This is a genomic window from Mycobacterium sp. 852002-40037_SCH5390672, assembly GCF_001665875.1.
Classification (GTDB): domain Bacteria; phylum Actinomycetota; class Actinomycetes; order Mycobacteriales; family Mycobacteriaceae; genus Mycobacterium.
Window position 1 is genome coordinate 27,899 of the sequence record NZ_LZTA01000072.1, and the last position, 21,012, is coordinate 48,910.

At 67.5% G+C, this 21,012-nt stretch carries 22 protein-coding genes; 17 read left to right on the forward strand and 5 right to left on the reverse strand.

Going from position 1 to position 21,012, the window contains the following annotated elements:
- The first annotated feature begins 21 nt into the window (after window positions 1–21).
- Window positions 22–633 (forward strand): hypoxanthine phosphoribosyltransferase, encoded by a 612-nt coding sequence (hpt, locus tag A5782_RS12725; protein WP_067100044.1) that lies wholly within the window; start codon window positions 22–24, stop codon window positions 631–633.
- A 22-nt stretch (window positions 634–655) separates the two neighbouring features.
- Here hpt and A5782_RS12730 read toward each other — a convergent pair whose 3' ends face one another.
- On the reverse strand, window positions 656–1,393 hold the full coding sequence (locus A5782_RS12730) for an SIMPL domain-containing protein (protein ID WP_067100046.1): 738 nt from the start codon (window positions 1,391–1,393) through the stop codon (window positions 656–658).
- A 343-nt stretch (window positions 1,394–1,736) separates the two neighbouring features.
- Between A5782_RS12730 and A5782_RS12735 the strand changes: the two genes are divergently transcribed.
- Entirely contained in the window at window positions 1,737–2,036 is a 300-nt protein-coding gene (locus A5782_RS12735) for a PE family protein (protein ID WP_067100048.1), read from the forward strand.
- 8 nt (window positions 2,037–2,044) lie between these two features.
- Complete coding sequence (locus tag A5782_RS12740; RefSeq protein ID WP_067100050.1) at window positions 2,045–3,286, forward strand: PPE family protein; 1,242 nt, start codon at window positions 2,045–2,047, stop codon at window positions 3,284–3,286.
- A gap of 33 nt (window positions 3,287–3,319) precedes the next feature.
- Here the strand turns inward: A5782_RS12740 and A5782_RS12745 are convergent, their stop codons facing one another.
- From A5782_RS12745 to A5782_RS12760, 4 genes are read right to left on the reverse strand one after another with little or no spacing between them, the layout of a single operon-like run.
- On the reverse strand, window positions 3,320–4,903 hold the full coding sequence (locus tag A5782_RS12745; RefSeq protein WP_067100052.1) for an HNH endonuclease signature motif containing protein: 1,584 nt from the start codon (window positions 4,901–4,903) through the stop codon (window positions 3,320–3,322).
- Window positions 4,904–4,935: 32 nt separating this feature from the next.
- The gene (locus A5782_RS12750) at window positions 4,936–5,949 is read right to left on the reverse strand and encodes a zinc-binding dehydrogenase (RefSeq protein ID WP_067100054.1); all 1,014 of its coding nucleotides are present in this window, start codon (window positions 5,947–5,949) and stop codon (window positions 4,936–4,938) included.
- Window positions 5,949–7,136, reverse strand: coding sequence for an LLM class flavin-dependent oxidoreductase (locus tag A5782_RS12755; RefSeq protein ID WP_067100057.1), 1,188 nt, complete (start codon window positions 7,134–7,136; stop codon window positions 5,949–5,951). Before A5782_RS12755 ends, A5782_RS12750 begins: the two co-directional genes overlap by 1 nt.
- Entirely contained in the window at window positions 7,133–8,098 is a 966-nt protein-coding gene (locus A5782_RS12760) for an alpha/beta fold hydrolase (RefSeq protein ID WP_156623916.1), read from the reverse strand. The genes A5782_RS12755 and A5782_RS12760 overlap by 4 nt, the downstream gene beginning before the upstream one ends.
- 112 nt (window positions 8,099–8,210) lie before the next feature.
- Between A5782_RS12760 and A5782_RS12765 the strand changes: the two genes are divergently transcribed.
- From A5782_RS12765 to A5782_RS27275, 14 genes are all read left to right on the forward strand, one after another.
- Window positions 8,211–8,624, forward strand: a complete 414-nt coding sequence (locus A5782_RS12765; protein ID WP_067100060.1) for a VOC family protein — start codon at window positions 8,211–8,213, stop codon at window positions 8,622–8,624.
- 208 nt (window positions 8,625–8,832) lie between these two features.
- Window positions 8,833–11,259, forward strand: a complete 2,427-nt coding sequence (gene ftsH, locus A5782_RS12770) for an ATP-dependent zinc metalloprotease FtsH (RefSeq protein ID WP_067100061.1) — start codon at window positions 8,833–8,835, stop codon at window positions 11,257–11,259.
- A 16-nt stretch (window positions 11,260–11,275) separates the two neighbouring features.
- Window positions 11,276–11,878: a GTP cyclohydrolase I FolE gene (gene folE, locus A5782_RS12775; protein ID WP_067100062.1), complete on the forward strand. Its 603-nt coding sequence runs from the start codon at window positions 11,276–11,278 to the stop codon at window positions 11,876–11,878.
- On the forward strand, window positions 11,875–12,726 hold the full coding sequence (folP, locus tag A5782_RS12780) for a dihydropteroate synthase (RefSeq protein WP_156623917.1): 852 nt from the start codon (window positions 11,875–11,877) through the stop codon (window positions 12,724–12,726). Before folE ends, folP begins: the two co-directional genes overlap by 4 nt.
- Window positions 12,719–13,120 carry a dihydroneopterin aldolase gene (gene folB / locus A5782_RS12785; protein WP_067100066.1) on the forward strand — a complete coding sequence of 134 codons (402 nt, stop codon included), beginning with the start codon at window positions 12,719–12,721 and terminating at the stop codon, window positions 13,118–13,120. Before folP ends, folB begins: the two co-directional genes overlap by 8 nt.
- Before the next feature lie 64 nt (window positions 13,121–13,184).
- Window positions 13,185–13,733: a 2-amino-4-hydroxy-6-hydroxymethyldihydropteridine diphosphokinase gene (folK, locus tag A5782_RS12790; protein WP_067100068.1), complete on the forward strand. Its 549-nt coding sequence runs from the start codon at window positions 13,185–13,187 to the stop codon at window positions 13,731–13,733.
- On the forward strand, window positions 13,733–14,209 hold the full coding sequence (locus A5782_RS12795; protein WP_067100070.1) for a DUF3180 domain-containing protein: 477 nt from the start codon (window positions 13,733–13,735) through the stop codon (window positions 14,207–14,209). The genes folK and A5782_RS12795 overlap by 1 nt, the downstream gene beginning before the upstream one ends.
- A 123-nt stretch (window positions 14,210–14,332) precedes the next feature.
- Entirely contained in the window at window positions 14,333–15,829 is a 1,497-nt protein-coding gene (locus tag A5782_RS12800) for a DUF6779 domain-containing protein (RefSeq protein ID WP_067100072.1), read from the forward strand.
- 115 nt (window positions 15,830–15,944) lie between these two features.
- Entirely contained in the window at window positions 15,945–16,856 is a 912-nt protein-coding gene (locus A5782_RS12805; protein ID WP_067100074.1) for a Rossmann-like and DUF2520 domain-containing protein, read from the forward strand.
- Window positions 16,853–17,785, forward strand: a complete 933-nt coding sequence (panC, locus tag A5782_RS12810; RefSeq protein WP_067100076.1) for a pantoate--beta-alanine ligase — start codon at window positions 16,853–16,855, stop codon at window positions 17,783–17,785. The genes A5782_RS12805 and panC overlap by 4 nt, the downstream gene beginning before the upstream one ends.
- Entirely contained in the window at window positions 17,785–18,204 is a 420-nt protein-coding gene (gene panD, locus A5782_RS12815) for an aspartate 1-decarboxylase (protein WP_067100078.1), read from the forward strand. Before panC ends, panD begins: the two co-directional genes overlap by 1 nt.
- 2 nt (window positions 18,205–18,206) lie before the next feature.
- Complete coding sequence (locus tag A5782_RS12820; RefSeq protein WP_067100080.1) at window positions 18,207–19,022, forward strand: type III pantothenate kinase; 816 nt, start codon at window positions 18,207–18,209, stop codon at window positions 19,020–19,022.
- Window positions 19,023–19,100: 78 nt separating this feature from the next.
- Window positions 19,101–20,597: a lysine--tRNA ligase gene (gene lysS, locus A5782_RS12825; RefSeq protein WP_067100082.1), complete on the forward strand. Its 1,497-nt coding sequence runs from the start codon at window positions 19,101–19,103 to the stop codon at window positions 20,595–20,597.
- Between the two features lie 126 nt (window positions 20,598–20,723).
- Entirely contained in the window at window positions 20,724–21,008 is a 285-nt protein-coding gene (locus A5782_RS27275) for an Lsr2 family protein (RefSeq protein ID WP_067100084.1), read from the forward strand.
- Window positions 21,009–21,012: the final 4 nt, after the last annotated feature.

Genomic DNA, 21,012 nt, shown 5'->3' on the forward strand with positions numbered 1-21,012 from the left:
CGCCCGCCGTCGTGGCACGCTGTGGGCGTGGCCCAGATCTCCTCGGCGATCACCCCCGCTCAGCCCGCGGAGCTCTACCCCGGGGATATCAAGTCTGTCCTGCTTACGTCGGCGCAAATTCAGGCGCGAATCGCCGAACTCGGCGCCGAAATCGGGGAGAACTACCGCGACGCGGCGACCGAGACCGGTCAGGACCTGCTGCTGATCACCGTGCTGAAGGGCGCTGTGATCTTTGTCACCGACCTGGCCCGCGCAATCCCGTTGCCCACCCAGTTCGAATTCATGGCCGTCAGCTCCTACGGTTCGTCGACGTCGTCCTCGGGCGTGGTGCGGATTCTCAAGGACCTGGACCGCGATATCGAGGGCCGCGACGTGCTGATCGTCGAGGACGTCGTCGACTCGGGCCTGACCCTGTCTTGGCTGCTGCGCAACCTCAAAACGCGGCACCCCCGCTCGCTGCGGGTGTGCACGCTGCTGCGCAAGCCCGACGCGCAGGGAGCCCACGTCGACATCGCCTACGTGGGCTTCGACATCCCCAACGACTTCGTCGTCGGCTACGGCCTCGATTACGACGAGCGCTACCGCGACCTGTCCTACATCGGCACCCTGGACCCCAGGGTCTACCAGCAGTAGAACCGGCCCGGGTTCGTCGGGCTCAGTCCAACTCCCACACCGCGTTCACCGAGAAGTTCACGGTTTGCTGGCCGGGCTCCAGCGGGACCATGGACGGCATGGCCCGCGGCGCCCCGGCCGGCGGGGTGTTGCCGGTGGCCTCCGAGATGGACAGCACCCGGCCCAGCCGTAGCCCGGACAGCTGGGCGTACTGCTCGGCGCGACTCTTGGCGTCGTTGAACGCTCGCGACCGGGCATCCTTCACCAGCTGGGAATCGTCGGCGATGGAATAGCGGACGGACTTGATCCGGGTGGCGTCGCCGCCGGTGCCGACGATGAGGGCCAGCAGCCGCGACGCGGCATCCGTCGGGTGGATCTTGACCGCGATGGCGTTGGTGGCGCGGTATCCGGTGATGGCGGCCGTGCCGCTGGGCCCGGGACTGTTGTATTCCGGCGACAGCGTGACCTCGGTGGTGCTGATGTCCTTGTGGTCGATGCCGGCGCCGGTCACTGCGTTGATGACCGCCTGTTGACGGTCGTTGGTCTGGTTCATCGCGGTGGTGACGTCGGGTGCGCTGAATTCGATGCCGACGTCGGCGGTCAGGGTGTCCGGGACGCCCTGAACCTGGCCGGTGCCCACCACCGTGACCTGCCGGGGGTTGGCCCCGGGCTGCGGCGCATTGTGCTTGTCGCACGCCGACATTGCGGCGATCGTCAGCCCGGCCGCGGCCACGGCGATCGATCGGCGGACAAACCTCGAGGCATTCGGTGCGACCGGCATGCCTGGCACCCTAGCGTCTGGGCCGTCGGTTGGCGCGAGTTCGAGCCGGCGCGTACTCATCCGCGGGTGATCCCGAGAGGTGATGCGCCATGGGAAAGGCTCAACCGCTACCACTGAAATGGCATATAAGTTCATATATGTCTCTAATCATATTGGTTTGCAATATCTTTCATTTAAAACCCATATCTTGCCAGGATTTCAGTAAATACTTTGCGACTCGGTCATGAATTAGCGACTGTGGGCCTGTCTTCGCTGAACATGACTGACTTAACGTATCCAGTCGTCTGACTCGGCACGGCAAATTGTGCTGAGAGCTGTTGATTGTGAAGGAGTTTGAAAAATCATGTCTTTCTTGATGGCGCGGCCCGAACTACTAGATGCGGCTTCCCGCGAGTTGCAGAGCATCAATAACGCAGTGCGCGAGAGTAATTCGGGCACGGCGGCCGCGACAACAGCAGTAGCCCCCGCCGCTGCCGATGTGGTGTCGATCTTGACCGCTGCACAGTTTTCCCGGCACGGGCAGCTCTTCCAGGAGATCAGTGCGCAGGCTGCGGCGGTTCGCGAGCAGCTGGCCACAATGCTCGGGATCAGCGCCGGTTCGTACGTCGACACCGAGACCGCCAACGCCGCCGCGGTCGGTTAGGGGGAAACATGCTGGACTTTGCGCAACTACCGCCGGAGATCAACTCGGCACTGATCTATTCGGGACCCGGCTCAGGGCCGCTGCTGGCCGCCGCGACGGCATGGGACGGTCTGGCCGCTGCGCTGCAATCCGCAGCCAGCTCCTACGGGTCGGTAATTGCCGGCTTCAGCGGGGGAGCATGGCAAGGGCCGGCCGCGTCGTCGATGCTGACGGCGGCTGCGCCGCAAGTGGCGTGGCTGACCGGCACGGCGGGGCAGGTGGAACACGCAGCCGCCCAAGCGATGGCCGCAGCCGGTGCTTATGAGGTGGCGTTCGTCGAGACGGTGCCCCCACCGGTGATCGCGGCGAACCGGGCGTTGTTGATGGAGTTGCTGGCCACGAACCTCCTTGGTCAGAACACCCCGGCCATCGCCGCCACCGAAGCCCAATACGGCGAGATGTGGGCTCAAGACGCGGCCGCGATGTACGGGTATGCCGGTACGTCGGCAGCGGCCTCGACGTTGCCGCCGTTCGAGTCTGCGGCACCCATGACCAACACCGGGGCCGCCAGTCAGGCCGCCGCGGTGGCCCAAGCGGTCGGCGCCAACGCGAGCAACGCTAAGCAGGGGCTCGACATGGTGCCCCAAACGCTGTCTGCGCTAGGTGGATTGACGAATAACCCACAATCCTCCGCCAATCCCATGCTTTCCCTTGGTGGAATCAGCCTCAACCCCGAAGGCGATGGGCTTGTCGTGGGGGGCCCATTGGGTGACCTGTTGGAGGGTTTGACGGGGTCGCAAACGTTGGATGCCAGCACACCCTTCGACGCGTTCATTCGATTGATCTCGCCGACGCGGCTCTTCACCACCTCGTTCAAAGACATCCAAAGTATCGCTCAGGGCATGATGCCCGCCGCGAAGGCCGCCGGCGAGGGCGTCGCCAAAGCCGCAGAATCCGTTGTTCCCTCGGCTATTTCCGGCGCAGGCCTGGGCTCGATGGGCGCGATTGGCGGAGCCGTCGGCAAGGCGGCATCGATCGGTGGCTTATCGGTCCCGGCGGGCTGGGCCAGCGCGGCCCCGGCGGCACCTTCAGTCGCCGTTGCGCTCAATGGCGCCACTTCTGCAGGCGCCGTTGAACGCGCCACCAACGCGGTGGGTGGGGTGCCCATGATGCCGGCCGGTGGGGTGGGGCGCGCCGCCGCAGCACACTTTGCGGTGCCGCGGTACGGTGTCAAACCCACGGTCATCGCTCAACCCCCGGCGGGGGGATGACTCGAAGGCCGAGGCGGCGGGTTCGGCGACGCATCAAAACGGCGGGTCGTCCGGCAAGGGCTGCAGCACCGGCTCGTCGGGCATCCAATCTGACGGCAATTCTTCCGGTTCTCTGGGATCGTTCACCCAGGTGCAATAAGGGCTGGTGCTCGGCGCACCCTTGAACAGGAAGAGCATGTCTCGCATGTGGTTTCGGAATTTGCGCGACGCGATCTCGTCTTTTCGCGCCTGCTCCAGCCGCATGCGGGCTTGGTTGATCGGCCGCTGATCGCGATTAAGCTTGCGGGCGTGCGCGATTCGTGTGCTTCGCTGCTGTGAGCGACTGCGTCGCCTCGGTGCGGGCGTCGCGCATGCCGGACTGCGCGGCTGTGGGAACAGGTCGGCGCCGGCAGGAGAGGTCGGGTAGGCCCGTCCGCTCGGCGACGTCCACACCACGGTGCCGTCGGCAAGTTGCTTGTCGCGCCATCCGCCGAAAGTTTTGAGCCGATGATGTTGACGGCAAAGGCATTTGAGGTTGTCCAGGGTGGTTCGCCCGCCCGCCGCCGGATCCTGATGGTTGAACGGAACGGTGTGGTCGAGGTCGCACACCACCGCCGGCCGGCTGCACCCCGGGAAGCGGCAGGTCAGATCCCGGCACCGGACGGCCCGCTCGAGTGCGGCGGACGGTTGATATCTAAGCGCCTCGACCGGGCTCGTCACCGGATTGGTGATGAGTATGGATGCGGCGGTCGCCAATTGGCGCACCTGCTCGGCATCGATGACGCCATAGCCCTCCAGATACCCGGGCTCAGCGCCTTCGGCGCCGACGGTCTGCTCGCTGGCCACCACGTTGATGATGACCCTCGCCCCGGTCCGATCACTATCGGGATCGTGGGCGCCCGCGCGGGCGGGGCACTCCGGTTGTCCGCAAGCGCAGCCCAATCCACGGCCCTCGGTCAACGCGGCCAGCGCGTCGGCCCGGCGTTGATCGAATGTCCGGGGGTCGGCCGGGCATACCTGCTTGGCGAGCTGCGAGAGGCGGCGGTCGAAGGCCGTTGCGGCGGCTGCCGCGACTGAGCCGTAAATCTCCGACATCCCGTCATTTTTCGCACGCATCGTGATGTGGCGGTCATCCTCGGCGGCATGGCGGCGCTCACGGGCGGCGTCGGGATCGGCGGATCGCACGGCCGCGTCGACCGCGTTGACGATCCGTTGCCTTGACCAGCCGTGCCAGTTGCCGATGCGCGCCGCCAGCGACCGATCGAGCGTGGCGATCAGCTCAGCGTCGGTGACGAGGTCGGTGCGGCTGATGATCAAGCGCACCGTGCGCCAGTCCGTTCGCCCTTGGGCCAGCAGGGCCGCGACCTCGGGCAGGCGGGTGTCCAGCGCCTCCGCATGCGACACCAGATAGCTGGCTCCCATGGGCGAGAGGTTCATCGCGGCGGCGACCTCGGCGGCGGTCTGCTCGAAGCCGTCGATCTCCGCGTAATCCCGCTCGGGCCGCTCGGCAGTGGCAACCCGATGCCGAAGCAACGCCGCCACCGCTGCCAGCCGACGGGCCACCAGCATCGATTCGTCCCGATGCGTGGACTCGATCACCGCCACCAGCGCGGCGGGATTCAGCGGCGACTCGAACATAGGTTCGATTGTAGGGATGCCCTCCGACAACCTCAGGGCGTGACGAGAATCTTGCAGTGCCGCTCGGGGTCGGCGAGATCATCGAACGCCGCGCCGACGCCGTCGAGCCCGACCGCGCCGGTAATCAGTGGGCTGACGTCGATGTCGCCCTCGGCCAGAGCGCGCAGCGAATCGCCGAACTCATCGGGGGTGTAGGCGAGCACGAACTGCACATTGATCTCTTTGGCGATCGCGAAGAACGGATGCACAGTGTCGGGTTGCATGCACACGCCGGCAACCACCAGGCGGGTGCCGGGCCGCGCCCGGAGCAGTACGTCGTCGATGATCCCCGGCACGCCGACCGCCTCGAATACCACCGCGGGCTTGACGATGTCGAACGGTGAACCCTGCGCCGGATCCAGCGTCTGGTGGGCACCCATCGCGGTGGCCAGCTCCCGTCGCTTGGTCGAAAAGTCCGACGCCACAACGGTTTCAACGCCTTTCGCGCACAGGGAGGCGATGATGGCGATGCCGATCGGGCCGCAGCCGAGCACCAGGGCCGTCTCGCCGGGCGCAATGTTGGACTTGTTGACCGCGTGCAGCCCCACCGCCATGGGCTCGGTGAGAGAGGCGTGCCTGAAGTCCAGGCCGTTGGGGATGGGCAACAGCAGCGCGGCCGAGAGCAGCATCCGTTCGGCGTATCCGCCGACGGTGCTGTTGCTGTAGACGATCGGTTCGACGCCCTTGGCGGACAACAGCACCGGCAACGACGTGACCAGGGTGCCCGGTGGATGGGTCTCGGTGTCGGGCCCGGCTTCCAGTATCTCGGCGCTGAACTCGTGACCCATGAAGATGTCGTGGTCCAGGTCGACGTGCATGCCGCCCGCACCACCGGCTACCCGGTCGCTCATTTCCAGCACCTGCGCTCCGTGAGCGGCGAAATGCAGGTCGGAGCCGCAGATCCCGCATGCCCGCACGCCCACCAGCACCTGGCCGGGTTCGGGTATCGGGTCGGGCACGTCGTCCCGGCAGACCATGCGACCACCCCGCAACACTGCCGCGCGCATCAGTGCACCGCGTCTTTCTGCTCGTCGACGTGCTCGGTGATGGCTTTGACGACAGCCTCACCGGCCCGGCCGATCAGCTGGTCGCGCTTGCCTTTCGCCCAGTCATGCGACGATCGGGACGCTTCGAGCTGTCGTTTGAAGTGCGGAATCACCTTGCGCGCCATCAGGTCATAGCTGTGGTAAGTCGCTTGCGGCGAGGCCCAGTCGTGGCCGAGCATCACCAAGGTGCCGAAGCCGCCGGAGCGGTCGAGCAGCTCCTCGATGTGGGCGATGGCGTCCTCGGGCGTGCCGATGCAGCAGTTTCCCTTGGCCGCATAGTCCGCGACGAACTCGTGTGGCGTCTGGGTGCCTTCCACGCTGTTGGCCAACGGCACAAATCCGGCGGCGCCGAAGTAATTCGCGAAATCCTGTAGTCCGTAAGTGCAGTCGTCGATGGCCTGCTCACGGCTGTCGGCGATGTGCATGATGCTCAAGACGCGCCAGTCGGCCCGGTCCGGCTCATCCCGGCCCGCCTTCGCGGCCTGTTCGCGGACCACGTCCCAGGTCGTTTCCAGCGCCGCGTAGCCGCCGGGCACCGACATCGACAGCGACAGCAGCGAGGTGCCAAGCGCGCCGGCCAATCGCGGTCCCGACGGTGAAATCATTGCCGCCGTGGAGATTTCGGGGTAGGGCCAGGTATAGGGACGGATGTGCAATTGCGCGTCGCGCAAGGTGAACCAGTCGGAGTGACGGTCTATGCGTTCGCTGGGTGCGGCGCGGAACAGCGCCAGGATCGCCTCGAGCGATTCCTGCATCATCCGGCGCTGCTCGATCGGGTCGATGCCCATCATGTACGCGTCCGAGGGCAGCGCGCCGGGCCCGGCACCGAACATCACCCGGCCGCGGGTCAGATGGTCCAGCAGCACCCAGCGATCGGCCACCATGAGCGGATGGTGGTAGGGCAGTGACACCACGCCGGTGCCCAGCCGGATGTGTTTGGTCCGCTCGGCCGCCGCTGCGATGAACACCTCCGGACAGGCGATCAGCTCGTAGCCACCGGAGTGGTGTTCGCCGAACCACGCCTCGTCGAATCCGAGCCGATCCAGCGCGACGACGCGTTCCATGTCGTATTCCAGTGCCACCGTTGGGGATTGGCCAATGGGGTGAAACGGGGTGATAAAGACACCGAAACGCAGGGGCGCGCTCATTGCAGCTCCAATCCGTTGAGGAATTCCAGTAAGGCCGCATTCACTTCGTCGGGGCGCTCCTGTTGCAGCCAATGTCCGGCGCCGTCGATCATCACCTGGCGGTACGGGCCGGAGATCACGTCCGAGGCGCGGTCGGTGCGGGTGAACGACAGGACGGGATCGGCCGTCCCGCCGATGAACAAACACGGGACCGAGATCTTCGCGCCGTCGAGCTCGGGGGTGGTCTCCCAGTTGCGGTCGAAATTGCGATACCAGTTCAGGCCGCCGGTGAAGCCGGTGCGGGTGAACTCGGCGATGTAGTGGTCGAGCTCGTCCTGGCTTATCCACTCCGGTAACCCGTCGGGTTCGGGCAGCCGGTCGATGAAGCCTTCCGGGCCGGGGGCCACCATCCGCAGCGCCGCGGCCTTGTCACCGGACGTCCGCAACCCGCCCACCATGCGCCGCATCACCCGGGCGGGATCGGCGTTCAATTCGGCGTCGGCGACGCCGGGTTCCTGGAAGTACAGGATGTAGAAGAAGTTTTCGCCGAAGGTCTTGCGCCACGCCGTCGTGGGTGCCACGCGCGGGCGGGGTGTCACCGGCACGCTCATCGCGGCGACGGCAGCGACCCGGTCCGGGTGCAGCAGCGGCGCGTTCCACACCACGGCGGCACCCCAGTCGTGCCCGACCCACACCGCGCGCTGCGCGCCGACGTCGTCGAGCAGGCCGACCAAGTCCGCGGTCAACTGATGAATGTCGTACGCATCGACCGCTTCCGGACAGTCCGAACCGCCGTAGCCGCGCTGGTCGGGCGCCAGCACGTGGTAGCCGGCTTCGGCGAGGACGGGTATCTGATGGCGCCAGGAGTAGGCCAGCTCGGGAAAGCCGTGGGCCAGGATCACCACCGGTGCGCCGCGGTCGCCCGCTTCGGTCACCCGTAGCCGCGCACCATTGGTATCTACTAACCGTTGGGTTGGGGGCACCGTCTCACCAAAGCACAACGGTTGCTGGCTGAGAAGGCCCCGAACCGGTTGGGCTTATCCGAATAGGGTTTGGTTGGCCCCGAAACGTCGTAAGGCGGGAATACTCGAATTGATGCGGCTGGACCATGTGGTGCTCTGGACGACAAGTCCGCGGATCTCGATGGACTTCTACACGCGCGTCGTGGGCCTGGAGCCGGTCCGGTTCGCGGAATTCGAAGCCGGCGACGCGCCGTTTCCGAGTGTGCGGGTTTGTGCGGACTCCATCATCGACTTGATGCCCTCCGAAGGTATTTCGGCGACCGAAACTTTGACCCGGATCGAGGGCAGTGCCGGCCACCCGGTCAATCACATCTGCCTGGCACTGTCGAAGGCCGAATACGACGCGCTGGACCGGCGGCTGCAGGCCGAGGGGGTGGATACCAGCGCGCGGCTCAACCACAGCTTCGGCGCGCGGGGACGGGCGCCGCAGGGGTACTACTTCGCCGATCCGGACGGCAACGTGGTCGAGGCCCGCTACTACGAGTAGGCGGGAACTCGCCGTCGTTAACTGAGCAGGACGGCGGCGACCCGCTGCGCCCCGGCTCTGCCGGAGCTGGCGATCGCCGCCGGACACCATGGCGGCGACCCGCTGCGCCCCGGCTCTGCCGGAGCTGGCGATCGCCGCTAGCGGTAGCCTGGACTTTTCCAGCTGCGTGTACATCGGGGAAGGACCTGGCCGGCAAGGCCGATGATTGATGAACCGGAAAAACGTTATTCGCACCGTCGCGGCAATTGCTGTCGTGGTGCTGCTCGGTTGGTCGTTCTTCTACTTCAGCGACGACACCCGCGGCTATAAGCCCGTCGACACGTCCGTGGCGATGTCCCAGATCAACGGCGACAACGTCAAGAGCGCACAAATCGACGACCGCGAACAGCAACTGCGATTGACCCTGAAGAAGGGCAACGGTGACACCGACAATTCCGACAAGGTCATCACCAAGTTTCCCAGTGGCTACGCGGTCGACCTGTTCAATGCGCTGAGCGCCAAGAACGCGAAGGTCAGCACCGTCGTCAACCAGGGCAGCATCCTGGGCGAGTTGCTGGTCTACGTCCTGCCGCTGCTGCTCCTGGTGGGGCTGTTCGTGATGTTCTCCCGCATGCAGGGCGGTGCCCGGATGGGCTTCGGCTTCGGCAAATCGCGCGCCAAGCAGCTGAACAAGGACATGCCCAAGACCACGTTCGCCGACGTCGCGGGCGTCGACGAGGCGGTCGAGGAACTCTACGAGATCAAGGACTTCCTGCAGAACCCCGGCCGCTATCAAGCGCTGGGCGCCAAGATCCCCAAGGGCGTGCTGCTCTACGGGCCGCCGGGAACCGGTAAGACGCTGCTGGCCCGCGCGGTTGCCGGGGAGGCCGGGGTTCCGTTCTTCACGATCTCGGGCTCCGACTTCGTCGAGATGTTCGTCGGCGTCGGTGCGTCGCGGGTACGCGACCTGTTCGATCAGGCCAAGCAGAACAACCCGTGCATCATCTTCGTGGACGAGATCGACGCGGTGGGCCGCCAGCGCGGGGCCGGCCTGGGTGGCGGTCACGACGAGCGCGAGCAGACGCTGAACCAGTTGCTGGTCGAAATGGACGGCTTCGACCCGCGGGCCGGCGTCATCCTGATCGCCGCCACCAACCGGCCCGACATCCTGGACCCGGCGCTGCTGCGGCCCGGCCGCTTCGACCGGCAGATCCCGGTGTCCAACCCGGACCTGGCGGGCCGCCGCGCGGTGCTGCAGGTGCATTCCAAGGGCAAGCCCATCGGCCCCGACGCCGACCTGGACGGGTTGGCCAAGCGCACCGTCGGTATGACCGGCGCCGACCTTGCCAACGTCATCAACGAGGCCGCGCTGCTCACCGCCCGCGAGAACGGCACCGTCATCACCAGCGCGGCGCTGGAGGAAGCGGTGGACCGGGTGATCGGCGGGCCGCGCCGTAAGGGCCGCATCATCAGCGAGCAGGAAAAGAAGATCACCGCCTATCACGAAGGCGGGCACACCCTGGCGGCCTGGGCGATGCCCGATATCGAGCCGATCTACAAGGTGACGATCCTGGCGCGTGGGCGCACCGGCGGGCACGCGGTGGCGGTGCCGGAGGAAGACAAGGGCCTGCGGACCCGCTCGGAGATGATCGCGCAGTTGGTGTTTGCCATGGGTGGACGCGCCGCCGAGGAGCTGGTGTTCCGGGAGCCGACGACCGGCGCGGTATCCGACATCGAGCAGGCGACCAAAATCGCCCGCGCGATGGTCACCGAATTCGGGATGAGCTCCAAACTCGGTGCGGTCAAATACGGTTCGGAGCACGGCGACCCGTTCCTGGGCCGCACCATGGGAACGCAGGCGGACTATTCACACGAGGTCGCGCGCGACATCGATGACGAGATCCGCAAATTGATCGAGGCCGCGCACACCGAAGCGTGGGAGATCCTCACCGAATACCGCGACATTCTCGACATTTTGGCGGGCGAGCTGCTGGAAAAGGAAACCCTGCACCGGGCCGAGCTGGAGGGCATCTTCTCCGGTGTCGAAAAACGGCCCCGGCTCACGGTGTTCGACGATTTCGGCGGCCGTATCCCGTCGGACAAACCGCCGATAAAGACGCCCGGCGAGTTGGCCATCGAGCGCGGCGAGCCGTGGCCGCCGCCCACCCCCGAGCCGGCCTTCAAGGCGGCCATCGCACGGGCCAGCGAAGCCGCTGCCGCCGCACGCCTGGAGGCCGACCGAAACGCCAACGGCGGCAACGGTTCTCATGGCTCGCAGGGCGGCGGTAATCGTCAGGGAGAGCCACCGGGGGGCACCCAACCCGACTACGGTGCGCCCGCCGGCTGGCGGGCGCCGGGATGGCCGCCGCAACAACAGCCGAATTACTGGCATCCGCCCGCGCAACCTGGACAGCAGCCGCCCTATTGGCAGCAACCGGCGCGCGGTTACCCGGGCCCGCAGGGCTATCCCGGACAGCAGGGCGGTCAGCAAAGTTATCCCGGTCAGCCGGCCGGAGCGGGTCACCCGGGTCAGGCGCACCCGTCGTATCCGCCGTATCCGCCGTATCCGCCGCCCGGTCAGCCCGCCCCGGAGGGTGGGTCGCCCGACCGCCACGATGACGACGTAAGCCGGTCCAACCCGCCGGCTCACGGCTGAGCAGACGGAGGATTCGATGGCGCTGCCGGACATCGCGATGCCGACCACGCGCGCGTTCGATCAGGAGCGTGCCGAGGCCGCGGTCCGCGAGTTGCTGCACGCGATCGGCGAAGACCCCGACCGGGACGGCTTGCGGGAAACGCCGGCTCGCGTCGCGCGCGCCTACCGCGAGATGTTCGCCGGGCTCTACACCGATCCCGACAGCGTGTTGAACACCATGTTCGACGAGGAACACGACGAGCTGGTGCTGGTCAAGGAAATCCCGCTGTACTCCACCTGTGAGCACCACCTGGTGGCGTTCCACGGCGTCGCCCATGTCGGCTACATCCCGGGCAACGACGGCAGGGTCACCGGCCTGTCGAAGATCGCCCGGCTGGTCGACCTGTACTCCAAGCGGCCCCAGGTGCAGGAGCGGCTCACCACCCAGATCGCCGACGCCCTGGTGAAGAAGCTCAATCCGCGCGGCGTGATCGTCGTGGTCGAGGCCGAACACCTGTGCATGGCGATGCGCGGTGTGCGTAAGCCTGGAGCGGTCACCACCACCTCGGCGGTCCGCGGCCTGTTCAAAACCAACGCGGCTTCTCGAGCCGAGGCGCTCGACCTGATCCTGCGTAAGTGAGTCTGGCGCCTGTGCAGGTAATGGGAGTCCTGAACGTCACTGACGATTCGTTCTCCGACGGCGGCCGTTATCTCGACCCCGACAAGGCCGTGGCGCAGGGTTTGACCCTGGTCGCCGATGGCGCCGACATCGTTGACGTCGGGGGAGAGTCGACCCGGCCCGGCGCCACGCGGATCGATCCCCAGGTCGAGACGTCCCGGGTCATCCCCGTCGTCAAAGAGCTTGCGGCAGAAGGAATTACCGTCAGCATCGACACCATGCACGCCGAAGTCGCGCGGGCGGCGCTGTGCGGCGGAGCGCGGATAGTCAACGATGTGTCCGGCGGCCGCGCCGATCCTGCGATGGCGCCGCTGCTGGCCGATGCCAAAGTGCCCTGGGTGCTTATGCATTGGCGGTCGGTGTCGGCGCAGCGTCCGCACGCGGCGCCGCACTACCGCGACGTGGTCGCCGAGGTGCGCGCCGAACTCTTGGCCAGCGTCGACGCCGCGGTGTCCGCCGGTGTCGACCCCGGCCAGCTGATGATCGATCCCGGACTGGGATTCGCCAAGACGGGACAACACAATTGGGCGCTGCTGCATGCCCTGCCGCAGTTGGTCGCCACCGGCATCCCGGTGCTACTGGGCGCATCGCGCAAACGGTTCCTCGGTACGTTGTTAGCCGGGGACGACGGTTCGCCGCGCCCACCCGACGGACGTGAGACGGCCACCGCGGTGGTTTCCGCGCTGGCCGCCTTGCACGGGGCCTGGGGGGTGCGGGTGCACGATGTGCGGGCCACGGTCGATGCCCTCAAGGTCGTGGCGGCCTGGACCGCCGGGTCGCACACGGAGCTGGCTGGAGACAATGGCTGATCGAATCGAGTTGCGCGGGTTGAGGGTTCGCGGGCAACACGGCGTTTTCGACCACGAGCGCGCCAACGGTCAGGACTTCGTCGTCGACATCACCGTGTGGATCGACCTCGCCGACGCCACCGCCAGCGACGAACTCGCCGACACGTACGACTACGCTGCGCTGGCGCAGCTGGCCGCCGACGTGGTGGCCGGGCCCGCGCGCAATCTGATCGAAACCGTCGGAGGCCAGATCGCCGACCAGGTGATGCACGACGAACGCGTGCACGCCGTCGAGGTGGCGGTGCACAAGCCGCAGGCTCCGATCCCCCAGCAGTTCGCCGACGTCGCGGTGGTGGTGCGGCGGTCGCGCCGCGGCGGCCGCGGTTCGGTGATCCCGGCGGGCGGCACGCTATGACGCCCGACGGCAACGATGATGCCGGCTCGTACCGGTTTCAAGCCGGGACCGAGGAGCGGCGCCAATGACGCGGGTGGTGCTGTCCATCGGCTCCAACCTGGGTGACCGGCTGGCGCGGTTGCAGTCGGTCGTCGACGGGCTGGGGGAGGCGGTGCTCGCGGTGTCACCGGTGTACGAGACCGACCCCTGGGGACGGGTGGATCAGGCGCCGTTCCTCAACGCGGTGCTGATCGCCGACGACCCGGCCCGCGACGGGCAGGGCTGGCTGCGCCGCGCGCAAGAGTTCGAGCGGGCGGCGGGCAGGGTTCGCGGCGAGCGCTGGGGCCCGCGCACCCTCGACGTCGACCTGATCGCCTGCTACGGCCCGACCCAGTTGATCTCCCGGGAGAACAACCTGACGCTGCCGCATCCGCTGGCCCACCTGCGGGCGTTCGTGCTCATTCCATGGCTGGATGTCGACCCGGATGCGCGGCTGACCCTGGCCGACGGGCCCCAGCAGGTCGCCGGTCTGCTCGCCCAGCTGGAAGCGGCCGACCGGGACGGCGTCCGGCCGACCAGCCTTACTCTTCGGCCCAACCGGCAGCCGCCGGCGGATCGGGGGCCGACTACCTGATGGGACCCACCCGCAAGCGTGACCTGACCGCCGCCGTGGTCGGCGCCGCCGTGGTGGGGTATCTGCTGGTCACAGGCCTGTACCGGTGGTTTCCGCCGATCACGGTGTGGACCGGCCTATCGCTGCTGGCCGTGGCCATCGTCGAAGCGCTGTGGGCGCGCTACGTGCGGGCCAAGATCAGCGAGGGCGAAATCGGGTCCGGACCCGGTTGGCTGCATCCGCTTGCGGTGGCGCGCAGCCTGATGATCGCCAAGGCCTCGGCCTGGGTGGGCGCGTTGATGCTGGGCTGGTGGGTCGGGGTCCTGGTGTATTTCCTGCCACGCAAGTCCTGGTTGCGGGCCGCCGCCGAGGACACCTCGGGGACCGTGGTGGCGGCCGTCAGTGCGCTGGCCCTGCTCGTTGCCGCACTGTGGCTGCAACATTGCTGCAAGTCACCGCAGGATCCGGGTGAGCACGGCGAGGGCGCCGAAAACTAGCCCGCCGCGGGGGTTGCCGCCGGCCGACGGCCGATTAACTCTCCCGGCCGCCCGGATAACCGGCGCGAGAATCGCCGGAGCCGCGCGACACGCGGATTGACCTCGCACAGGTACTCTCAGGCCATGACCGTTCTGTCCCGCGGCGCCCGGGTGCGGCGCGGCGGCCGCAGGCCGGGGTGGGTGCTCTTGACCGCGTTGCTGGTCCTCGCGATAGGGGCCAGTTCCGCATTGGTTTTCACCAATCGGGTGGAACTTCTCAAGCTCGCTGTAATCCTGGCGCTGTGGGCCGCAGTCGCCGGCGCCTTCGTTTCCGTGCTGTATCGCCGCCAAAGCGACGCCGATCAATCCCGCGTCCGCGACCTCAAGCTGGTCTACGACCTACAGCTGGACCGGGAGATCTCGGCCCGGCGTGAATACGAACTGACCGTCGAATCCCAGCTGCGCCGCGAGCTGGCATCCGAGCTGCGCGCCCAGGCCGCCGACGATCTGGCCGAGCTGCGCGCGGAACTTTCGGCCTTGCGGACCAGCCTGGAAATCCTCTTCGACACCGACCTGGCGCACCGCCCGGCCCTCGGGGGGACATCCGAGTCCGAGCCGCAGCCCGAACGCGCGTACAGCGAGTGGGAGCGCAACGGCGAGAACCCCCGCGACACCCCCGTCGACTGGGTGTCCAGCGACCGGGTGACGTCGGTGCCGCGGGACAACGCCGGCCGCGCCGACGACGGCATCATCGACGTGCCCGAGGAACCGCTGATTCCCCCTCGCCAGCAACCGCCACCCCGGCGGGAGCGGGTCCGCCACCAGTACGAACCGGCCCGGGATCCGGCGTACGCCGAGGAGCCCCTGTACGCCGAGGAGCCCGGGTACGCCGAGGAGTCCGCGTACGCCGAGGAGTCCGCGTACGCACGACCGGCGGAGCCACGGTTCGAGCCTCGCCAGCAACCGCCGGCGTCGCACGCGGCGGCTCAGTTCCCACCGGAGCCGGCGTCCGAACCTCGGCCCGAACCAGAACCAGCGCCAGAACCTCAGCGTGAGCCCCAGGCGCACTGGCCAGGCCACGGTTGGCAGCCGGCCGCCGCGGAAGGGCAGTGGTTGCCGCCCGGAGCCCCGGGCAGCAATTGGGCCAGCGCCGATTCTCCCGGCGGACCGGCCGGTGAACGGCGGCGTGCAAGGCATTCGGGCGTCGACGAAGCCTGGGACGGCCAGCCCGTCGAGCCGGTGCCGCCCCCGCCGTCCGGCGACGCCGGCCGCCGGGCGCGGTCGCGCCACTCGGCGGAGTACCGCGACTACGGTGTGCGCAATTTCTCGCCCGGCAACGAGCCCCCGGCCGCATCTCCACCGGCCGGGGCGGCGCCCCCGCCGGCCGCCGCGACGCCGCCACCCCCACCGCCGGTCCCCCCGATGCACCCGGGACCGTCCGCCGGCGCGCCCCCGCCGCCACGGCTGGCACCGCCCCCGGTGCCGGAGCAGGCGCCCCGGCACGGCGGTGAACCGCAGCAGGAGGACCCCGACGGCGCGGGTGAAGGCACGTCGACGGGCGGCCAGTCGGTGGCCGATCTGTTGGCCCGGCTGCAGGTTCAGCCCTCCGAAGGCGGCCGGCGCCGTCGCCGCGAAGGCTGAGCTGGGAGCTTCCTCACATTGGGTAGCGCCTGGTAATCGACTACAGTCGTAGTGACCGAACGGTACCCACCATGTGGGACCGGAACGAAACAAGATATTTGTGAGGTCGTCTGCGATGGTGCAGTTCGACGGTCTGCGCCCGGCTCGGCTCAAGGTGGGAGTCATCTCGGCCGGCCGGGTGGGCACCGCGCTCGGTGTCGCGCTGGAGCGCGCGGATCATGTCGTGGTGGCGTGTAGCGCCATCTCCCATGCGTCGCTGCAGCGGGCACAACGCCGGCTGCCCGATACTCCGGTGACAACGCCCCAGGACGTGGCCGCCGGCGCCGAGCTGTTGCTGCTCGCGGTTCCCGACGGCGAACTCGCCGCTCTGGTGTCCGGATTGGCGGCGACGTCGGCGGTGCGCCCCGGCACCATCGTGGTGCACGTGTCCGGCGCGAACGGGGTGGGCATTCTCGAGCCGCTGGCTCGACAGGGTTGCATACCGCTGGCGATTCACCCGGTGATGACCTTCACCGGCTCCGATGAAGACATCAGCCGCCTGCCCGATACCTGCTTCGGCATCACCGCGGCCGACGAAGTCGGATACGCGATCGGACAATCGCTGGTCTTGGAGATGGGCGGGGAACCGTTCTGTGTGGCCGAGGACGCCCGCGTCCTGTACCACGCCGCACTGGCCCACGCCGGCAACCACATCGTGACCGTGCTCGCCGACGCGCTCGAGGCGTTGCGCGCCGCGCTGCGCGGCAGCGAACTGCTCGGCCAGCAGTCCGTCGACGACCAGCCGGGCGGCATCGCCGAGCGCATCATCGGGCCGCTGGCCAGGGCCGCGCTGGAGAACACCCTGCAACGCGGGCAGGCCGCGCTGACCGGTCCCGTCGCACGTGGCGACGCGGCCGCGGTCGCGGGCCATCTGGCCGCGCTGAGTCAGGTCGGACCGGAGCTGGCGCAGGCCTACCGGGTGAACGCGTTGCGGACCGCCCAGCGCGCGCACGCCACCGAGGACGTCATGGAGGTTCTGGCGCCATGAGACCCGGCAAGCCACCGGCCTTCACGGCGGGCGAACTCAACGTCTACTCCGTCCCGCGCGACGTCACCGACGTCAGCCGCGCACTGCGCCAAACCGGGCGCCGCGTGATGTTGGTACCCACCATGGGCGCACTGCACGACGGGCACCTGGCGTTGGTGCGCGCGGCGAAGCGGGTGCCCGGCGCGGTGGTCGTGGTGTCGATCTTCGTCAACCCGCTGCAATTCGGGGCCGGTGAGGACCTCGACGCCTATCCCCGGACGCTGGACGGCGACGTCGCCCTGCTGCGCTCCGAAGGCGTCGAAATCGTCTTCGCCCCAACGGCCGCCGCGATGTATCCCGACGGATTGCGCACCACCGTGCAGCCCGGTCCGCTGGCCGGCGAACTCGAGGGCGGCGCCCGGCCGACCCATTTCGCCGGCGTGCTGACCGTGGTGTGCAAGCTGCTGCAGATCGTGCGGCCGGATCGAATCTTCTTCGGCGAGAAGGACTATCAGCAGCTGGTGATGATCCGGCAGATGGTCGCCGATCTCAACATCGACGTGCAGGTCGTCGGGGTGCCGACTGTCCGGGAATCCGACGGCTTGGCGATGTCGTCGCGCAACCGCTATCTGGACCCCACGCAACGCGAACTGGCCGTGACACTTTCGGCGGCGCTGACGGCCGGTGCGCACGCCGCGCACCTCGGCGCGGCCGCCGCGCTGAACGCGGCGCGTGCGGTGCTCGACGCCGTGTCCGACCTCACCGTCGACTACCTCGAGTTGCGCGGCGCCGGCCTGGGCCCGGCGCCCGCCCGTGGTTCGGCCCGACTGCTGGTCGCGGCGCGGCTGGGCACCACCAGGCTGCTGGACAACATCGAAATGCAGATCGAAACACCCGCCGGCACCGCTGGGCCGGACGGACAATACGCCCAATCACCTTGGAGGAATTGATGCTACGGACGATGCTCAAGTCTAAGATCCACCGGGCCACCGTCACGCAGGCCGACCTGCACTACGTCGGCTCGGTAACCATCGACGCCGATCTGATGGACGCCGCGGACCTGCTCGAGGGCGAACAGGTGACGATCGTCGACATCGACAATGGCGCCCGGCTCGTCACCTACGCGATCACCGGCGAACGCGGCAGTGGTGTGATCGGAATCAACGGTGCGGCAGCGCATCTCGTCCATCCGGGTGACCTGGTGATCCTGATCGCCTATGGGACCATGGAAGAGGCGGAGGCGCGGGCATACCAGCCGCGGATCGTCTTCGTCGACGCCGACAACGTGCCGATCGACCTCGGCCACGATCCGGCATTCGTGCCCGCCGACGCGGCCGAGCTGCTGGATCCCCGGATCGTTGCGCGGTAGCCGTGCTGCTGGCGATCGACGTCCGTAACACCCACACCGTCGTCGGGCTGATATCCGGATCCAAAGAGCACGCAAATGTCGTGCAGCAATGGCGGATTCGCACCGAGGCGGAAATCACCGCCGACGAATTGGCGCTGACCATCGACGGTCTCATCGGCGACGACTCCGAGCGGCTCACCGGCGCCGCGGCGCTGTCGACCGTCCCCTCGGTGCTGCACGAGGTGCGGCTGATGCTCGACCAGTACTGGCCGTCGGTGCCCCACGTGCTGATCGAGCCCGGGGTGCGCACCGGCATCCCGCTGCTCGTCGACAACCCCAAGGAAGTCGGCGCCGACCGAATCGTCAACTGCCTGGCGGCTTTTCACCGTTTCAACAGCCCCGCCATCGTCATCGACTTCGGGTCCTCGATCTGTGTGGACGTCGTGTCGGGCAAGGGTGAATTCCTCGGCGGTGCGATCGCGCCCGGATTGCAGGTGTCCTCCGATGCCGCCGCGGCCCGCTCGGCCGCCCTGCGCCGGGTGGAGTTGACCCGTCCCCGTTCGGTGGTCGGCAAGAACACCGTCGAGTGCATGCAGGCGGGTGCGGTGTTCGGTTTCGCCGGACTGGTCGACGGCTTGGTCGGACGCATCCGCGAGGACGTGGACGGGTTTGCCGGCGACGACGTCGCCATCGTCGCCACCGGCCACACCGCGCCGCTGCTGCTGCCCGAGTTGCAGACCGTCAGCCACTACGACCAGCACCTGACCCTGCACGGCCTGCGGCTGATCTTCGAACGCAACCGCGACGCCCAGCGCGGCCGGCTGAAGACGGCGCGCTGACGCACCGGCTTCGCACCGGGGCGCGCAGGCAAAGCCGTCGGCGCGTCCTCGAAGCCCAGTCCTTTAAGCTGGCACGTCGTGAGTGCCGACGATCTAGATATTCCCGAGCAGTACCGAATTCGCCGGGATAAGCGCGCTCGGTTGCTCGCCGAGGGGCATGATCCCTATCCGGTCGCCGTCGAACGCACCCACACGCTGGCGCAGGTCCGTGCCGCCCATCCCGACCTGCCGGTCGACACCGCGACCGATGACCTCGTCGGCGTGGCCGGCCGGGTGATCTTTGCCCGCAACTCCGGCAAACTCTGTTTCGCCACGCTGCAGGAGGGTGACGGCACCAGCCTGCAGGTGATGATCAGCCTCGACAAGGTCGGCCGGCAATCTCTGGACGCGTGGAAGGCCGACGTCGACCTCGGTGACATCGTCTATGTGCACGGCAACGTGATCAGTTCGCGGCGCGGCGAATTGTCCGTGCTGGCCGACTCCTGGCAGATGGCGTCCAAGTCGTTGCGTCCGCTGCCGGTCGCGCACAAGGAAATGAGTGAAGAGGCGCGGGTGCGGCAGCGCTACGTCGACCTGATCGTGCGCCCGCAGGCACGCACGGTGGCCCGCCAGCGGATCGCCGTCATCCGCGCGATACGCAACGCATTGGAACGGCGCGGGTTTCTCGAAGTCGAAACCCCAATGTTGCAGACGCTGGCCGGTGGCGCGGCGGCGCGGCCCTTCATCACACATTCCAATGCACTGGACATCGATCTCTACTTGAGGATCGCACCCGAACTGTTCCTCAAGCGCTGCGTCGTCGGTGGTTTCGACAGGGTTTTCGAACTAAATCGAGTGTTCCGAAACGAAGGTGCGGATTCCACCCATTCTCCGGAATTTTCCATGCTCGAGACCTACCAGGCGTACGGAACGTATGACGATTCAGCAGTAGTGACGCGTGAGCTTATTCAAGAGGTGGCCGATGACGCGATCGGAACCCGACAACTACCGCTGCCCGACGGCAGTGTCTACGACATAGACGGAGAATGGGCTTCCATACAAATGTACCCATCACTGTCTGCGGCACTCGGTGAAGAGATCACGCCTGCGACGTCGGTAGAGCAACTGCTCAGCATCGCCGATCGGCTCGGTGTCGAGATTCCCGGAGACCGGGGCTACGGGCACGGAAAGATCGTCGAGGAACTGTGGGAGCACACGGTGGGCAACGCGCTCGTCGCTCCCACCTTCGTGCGGGATTTCCCGGTCGAGACAACGCCTTTGACGCGCCAGCATCGCAGTCTCGCGGGCGTCACCGAGAAGTGGGACCTGTATGTGCGCGGAGTTGAACTGGCCACCGGGTACTCCGAATTGAACGATCCCGTCGTGCAGCGTGAGAGGTTCGCCGCGCAAGCCCGCGCGGCCGCCGCGGGCGACGACGAAGCCATGGTGCTCGACGAAGACTTTCTTGCCGCACTGGAGTATGCGATGCCGCCATGTACCGGAACGGGAATGGGTATCGACCGGTTGTTGATGACATTGACTGGACTGTCAATTCGAGAGACAGTTTTGTTCCCGATTGTTCGGCCACAAGCGTAGTTGAAAGTTCAACTGTGCGGCTTCCGTACAGATTGAGTATGCTGCGCTGTTATGGCACATTGGTGACCGGGGAGGTCGATCCAATCTGCTCAGTAACCGCTCAGGACGAAATGCGAGGGTAAGCCAATGGCAAAAAAAGTGACCGTCACCTTGGTCGATGATTTCGACGGTGCCGGCGCGGCCGACGAAACGGTGGAATTCGGGCTTGACGGGGTGACGTACGAGATTGATCTTTCGTCCAAGAATGCCGCGAAACTGCGCGGGGATCTGAAGCAATGGGTGGAAGCCGGCCGCCGCGGGGGGGGGGGCCCCCCCCCGGCGGGCGGGGGGGGGGGGGGCCGGGGGGGGGGGGCGGGGCGGGCGCCCGCCGCCCGCCCCGCCGCCGGGGGCCCCGCCCCCCGGGGCGGTTAGGACC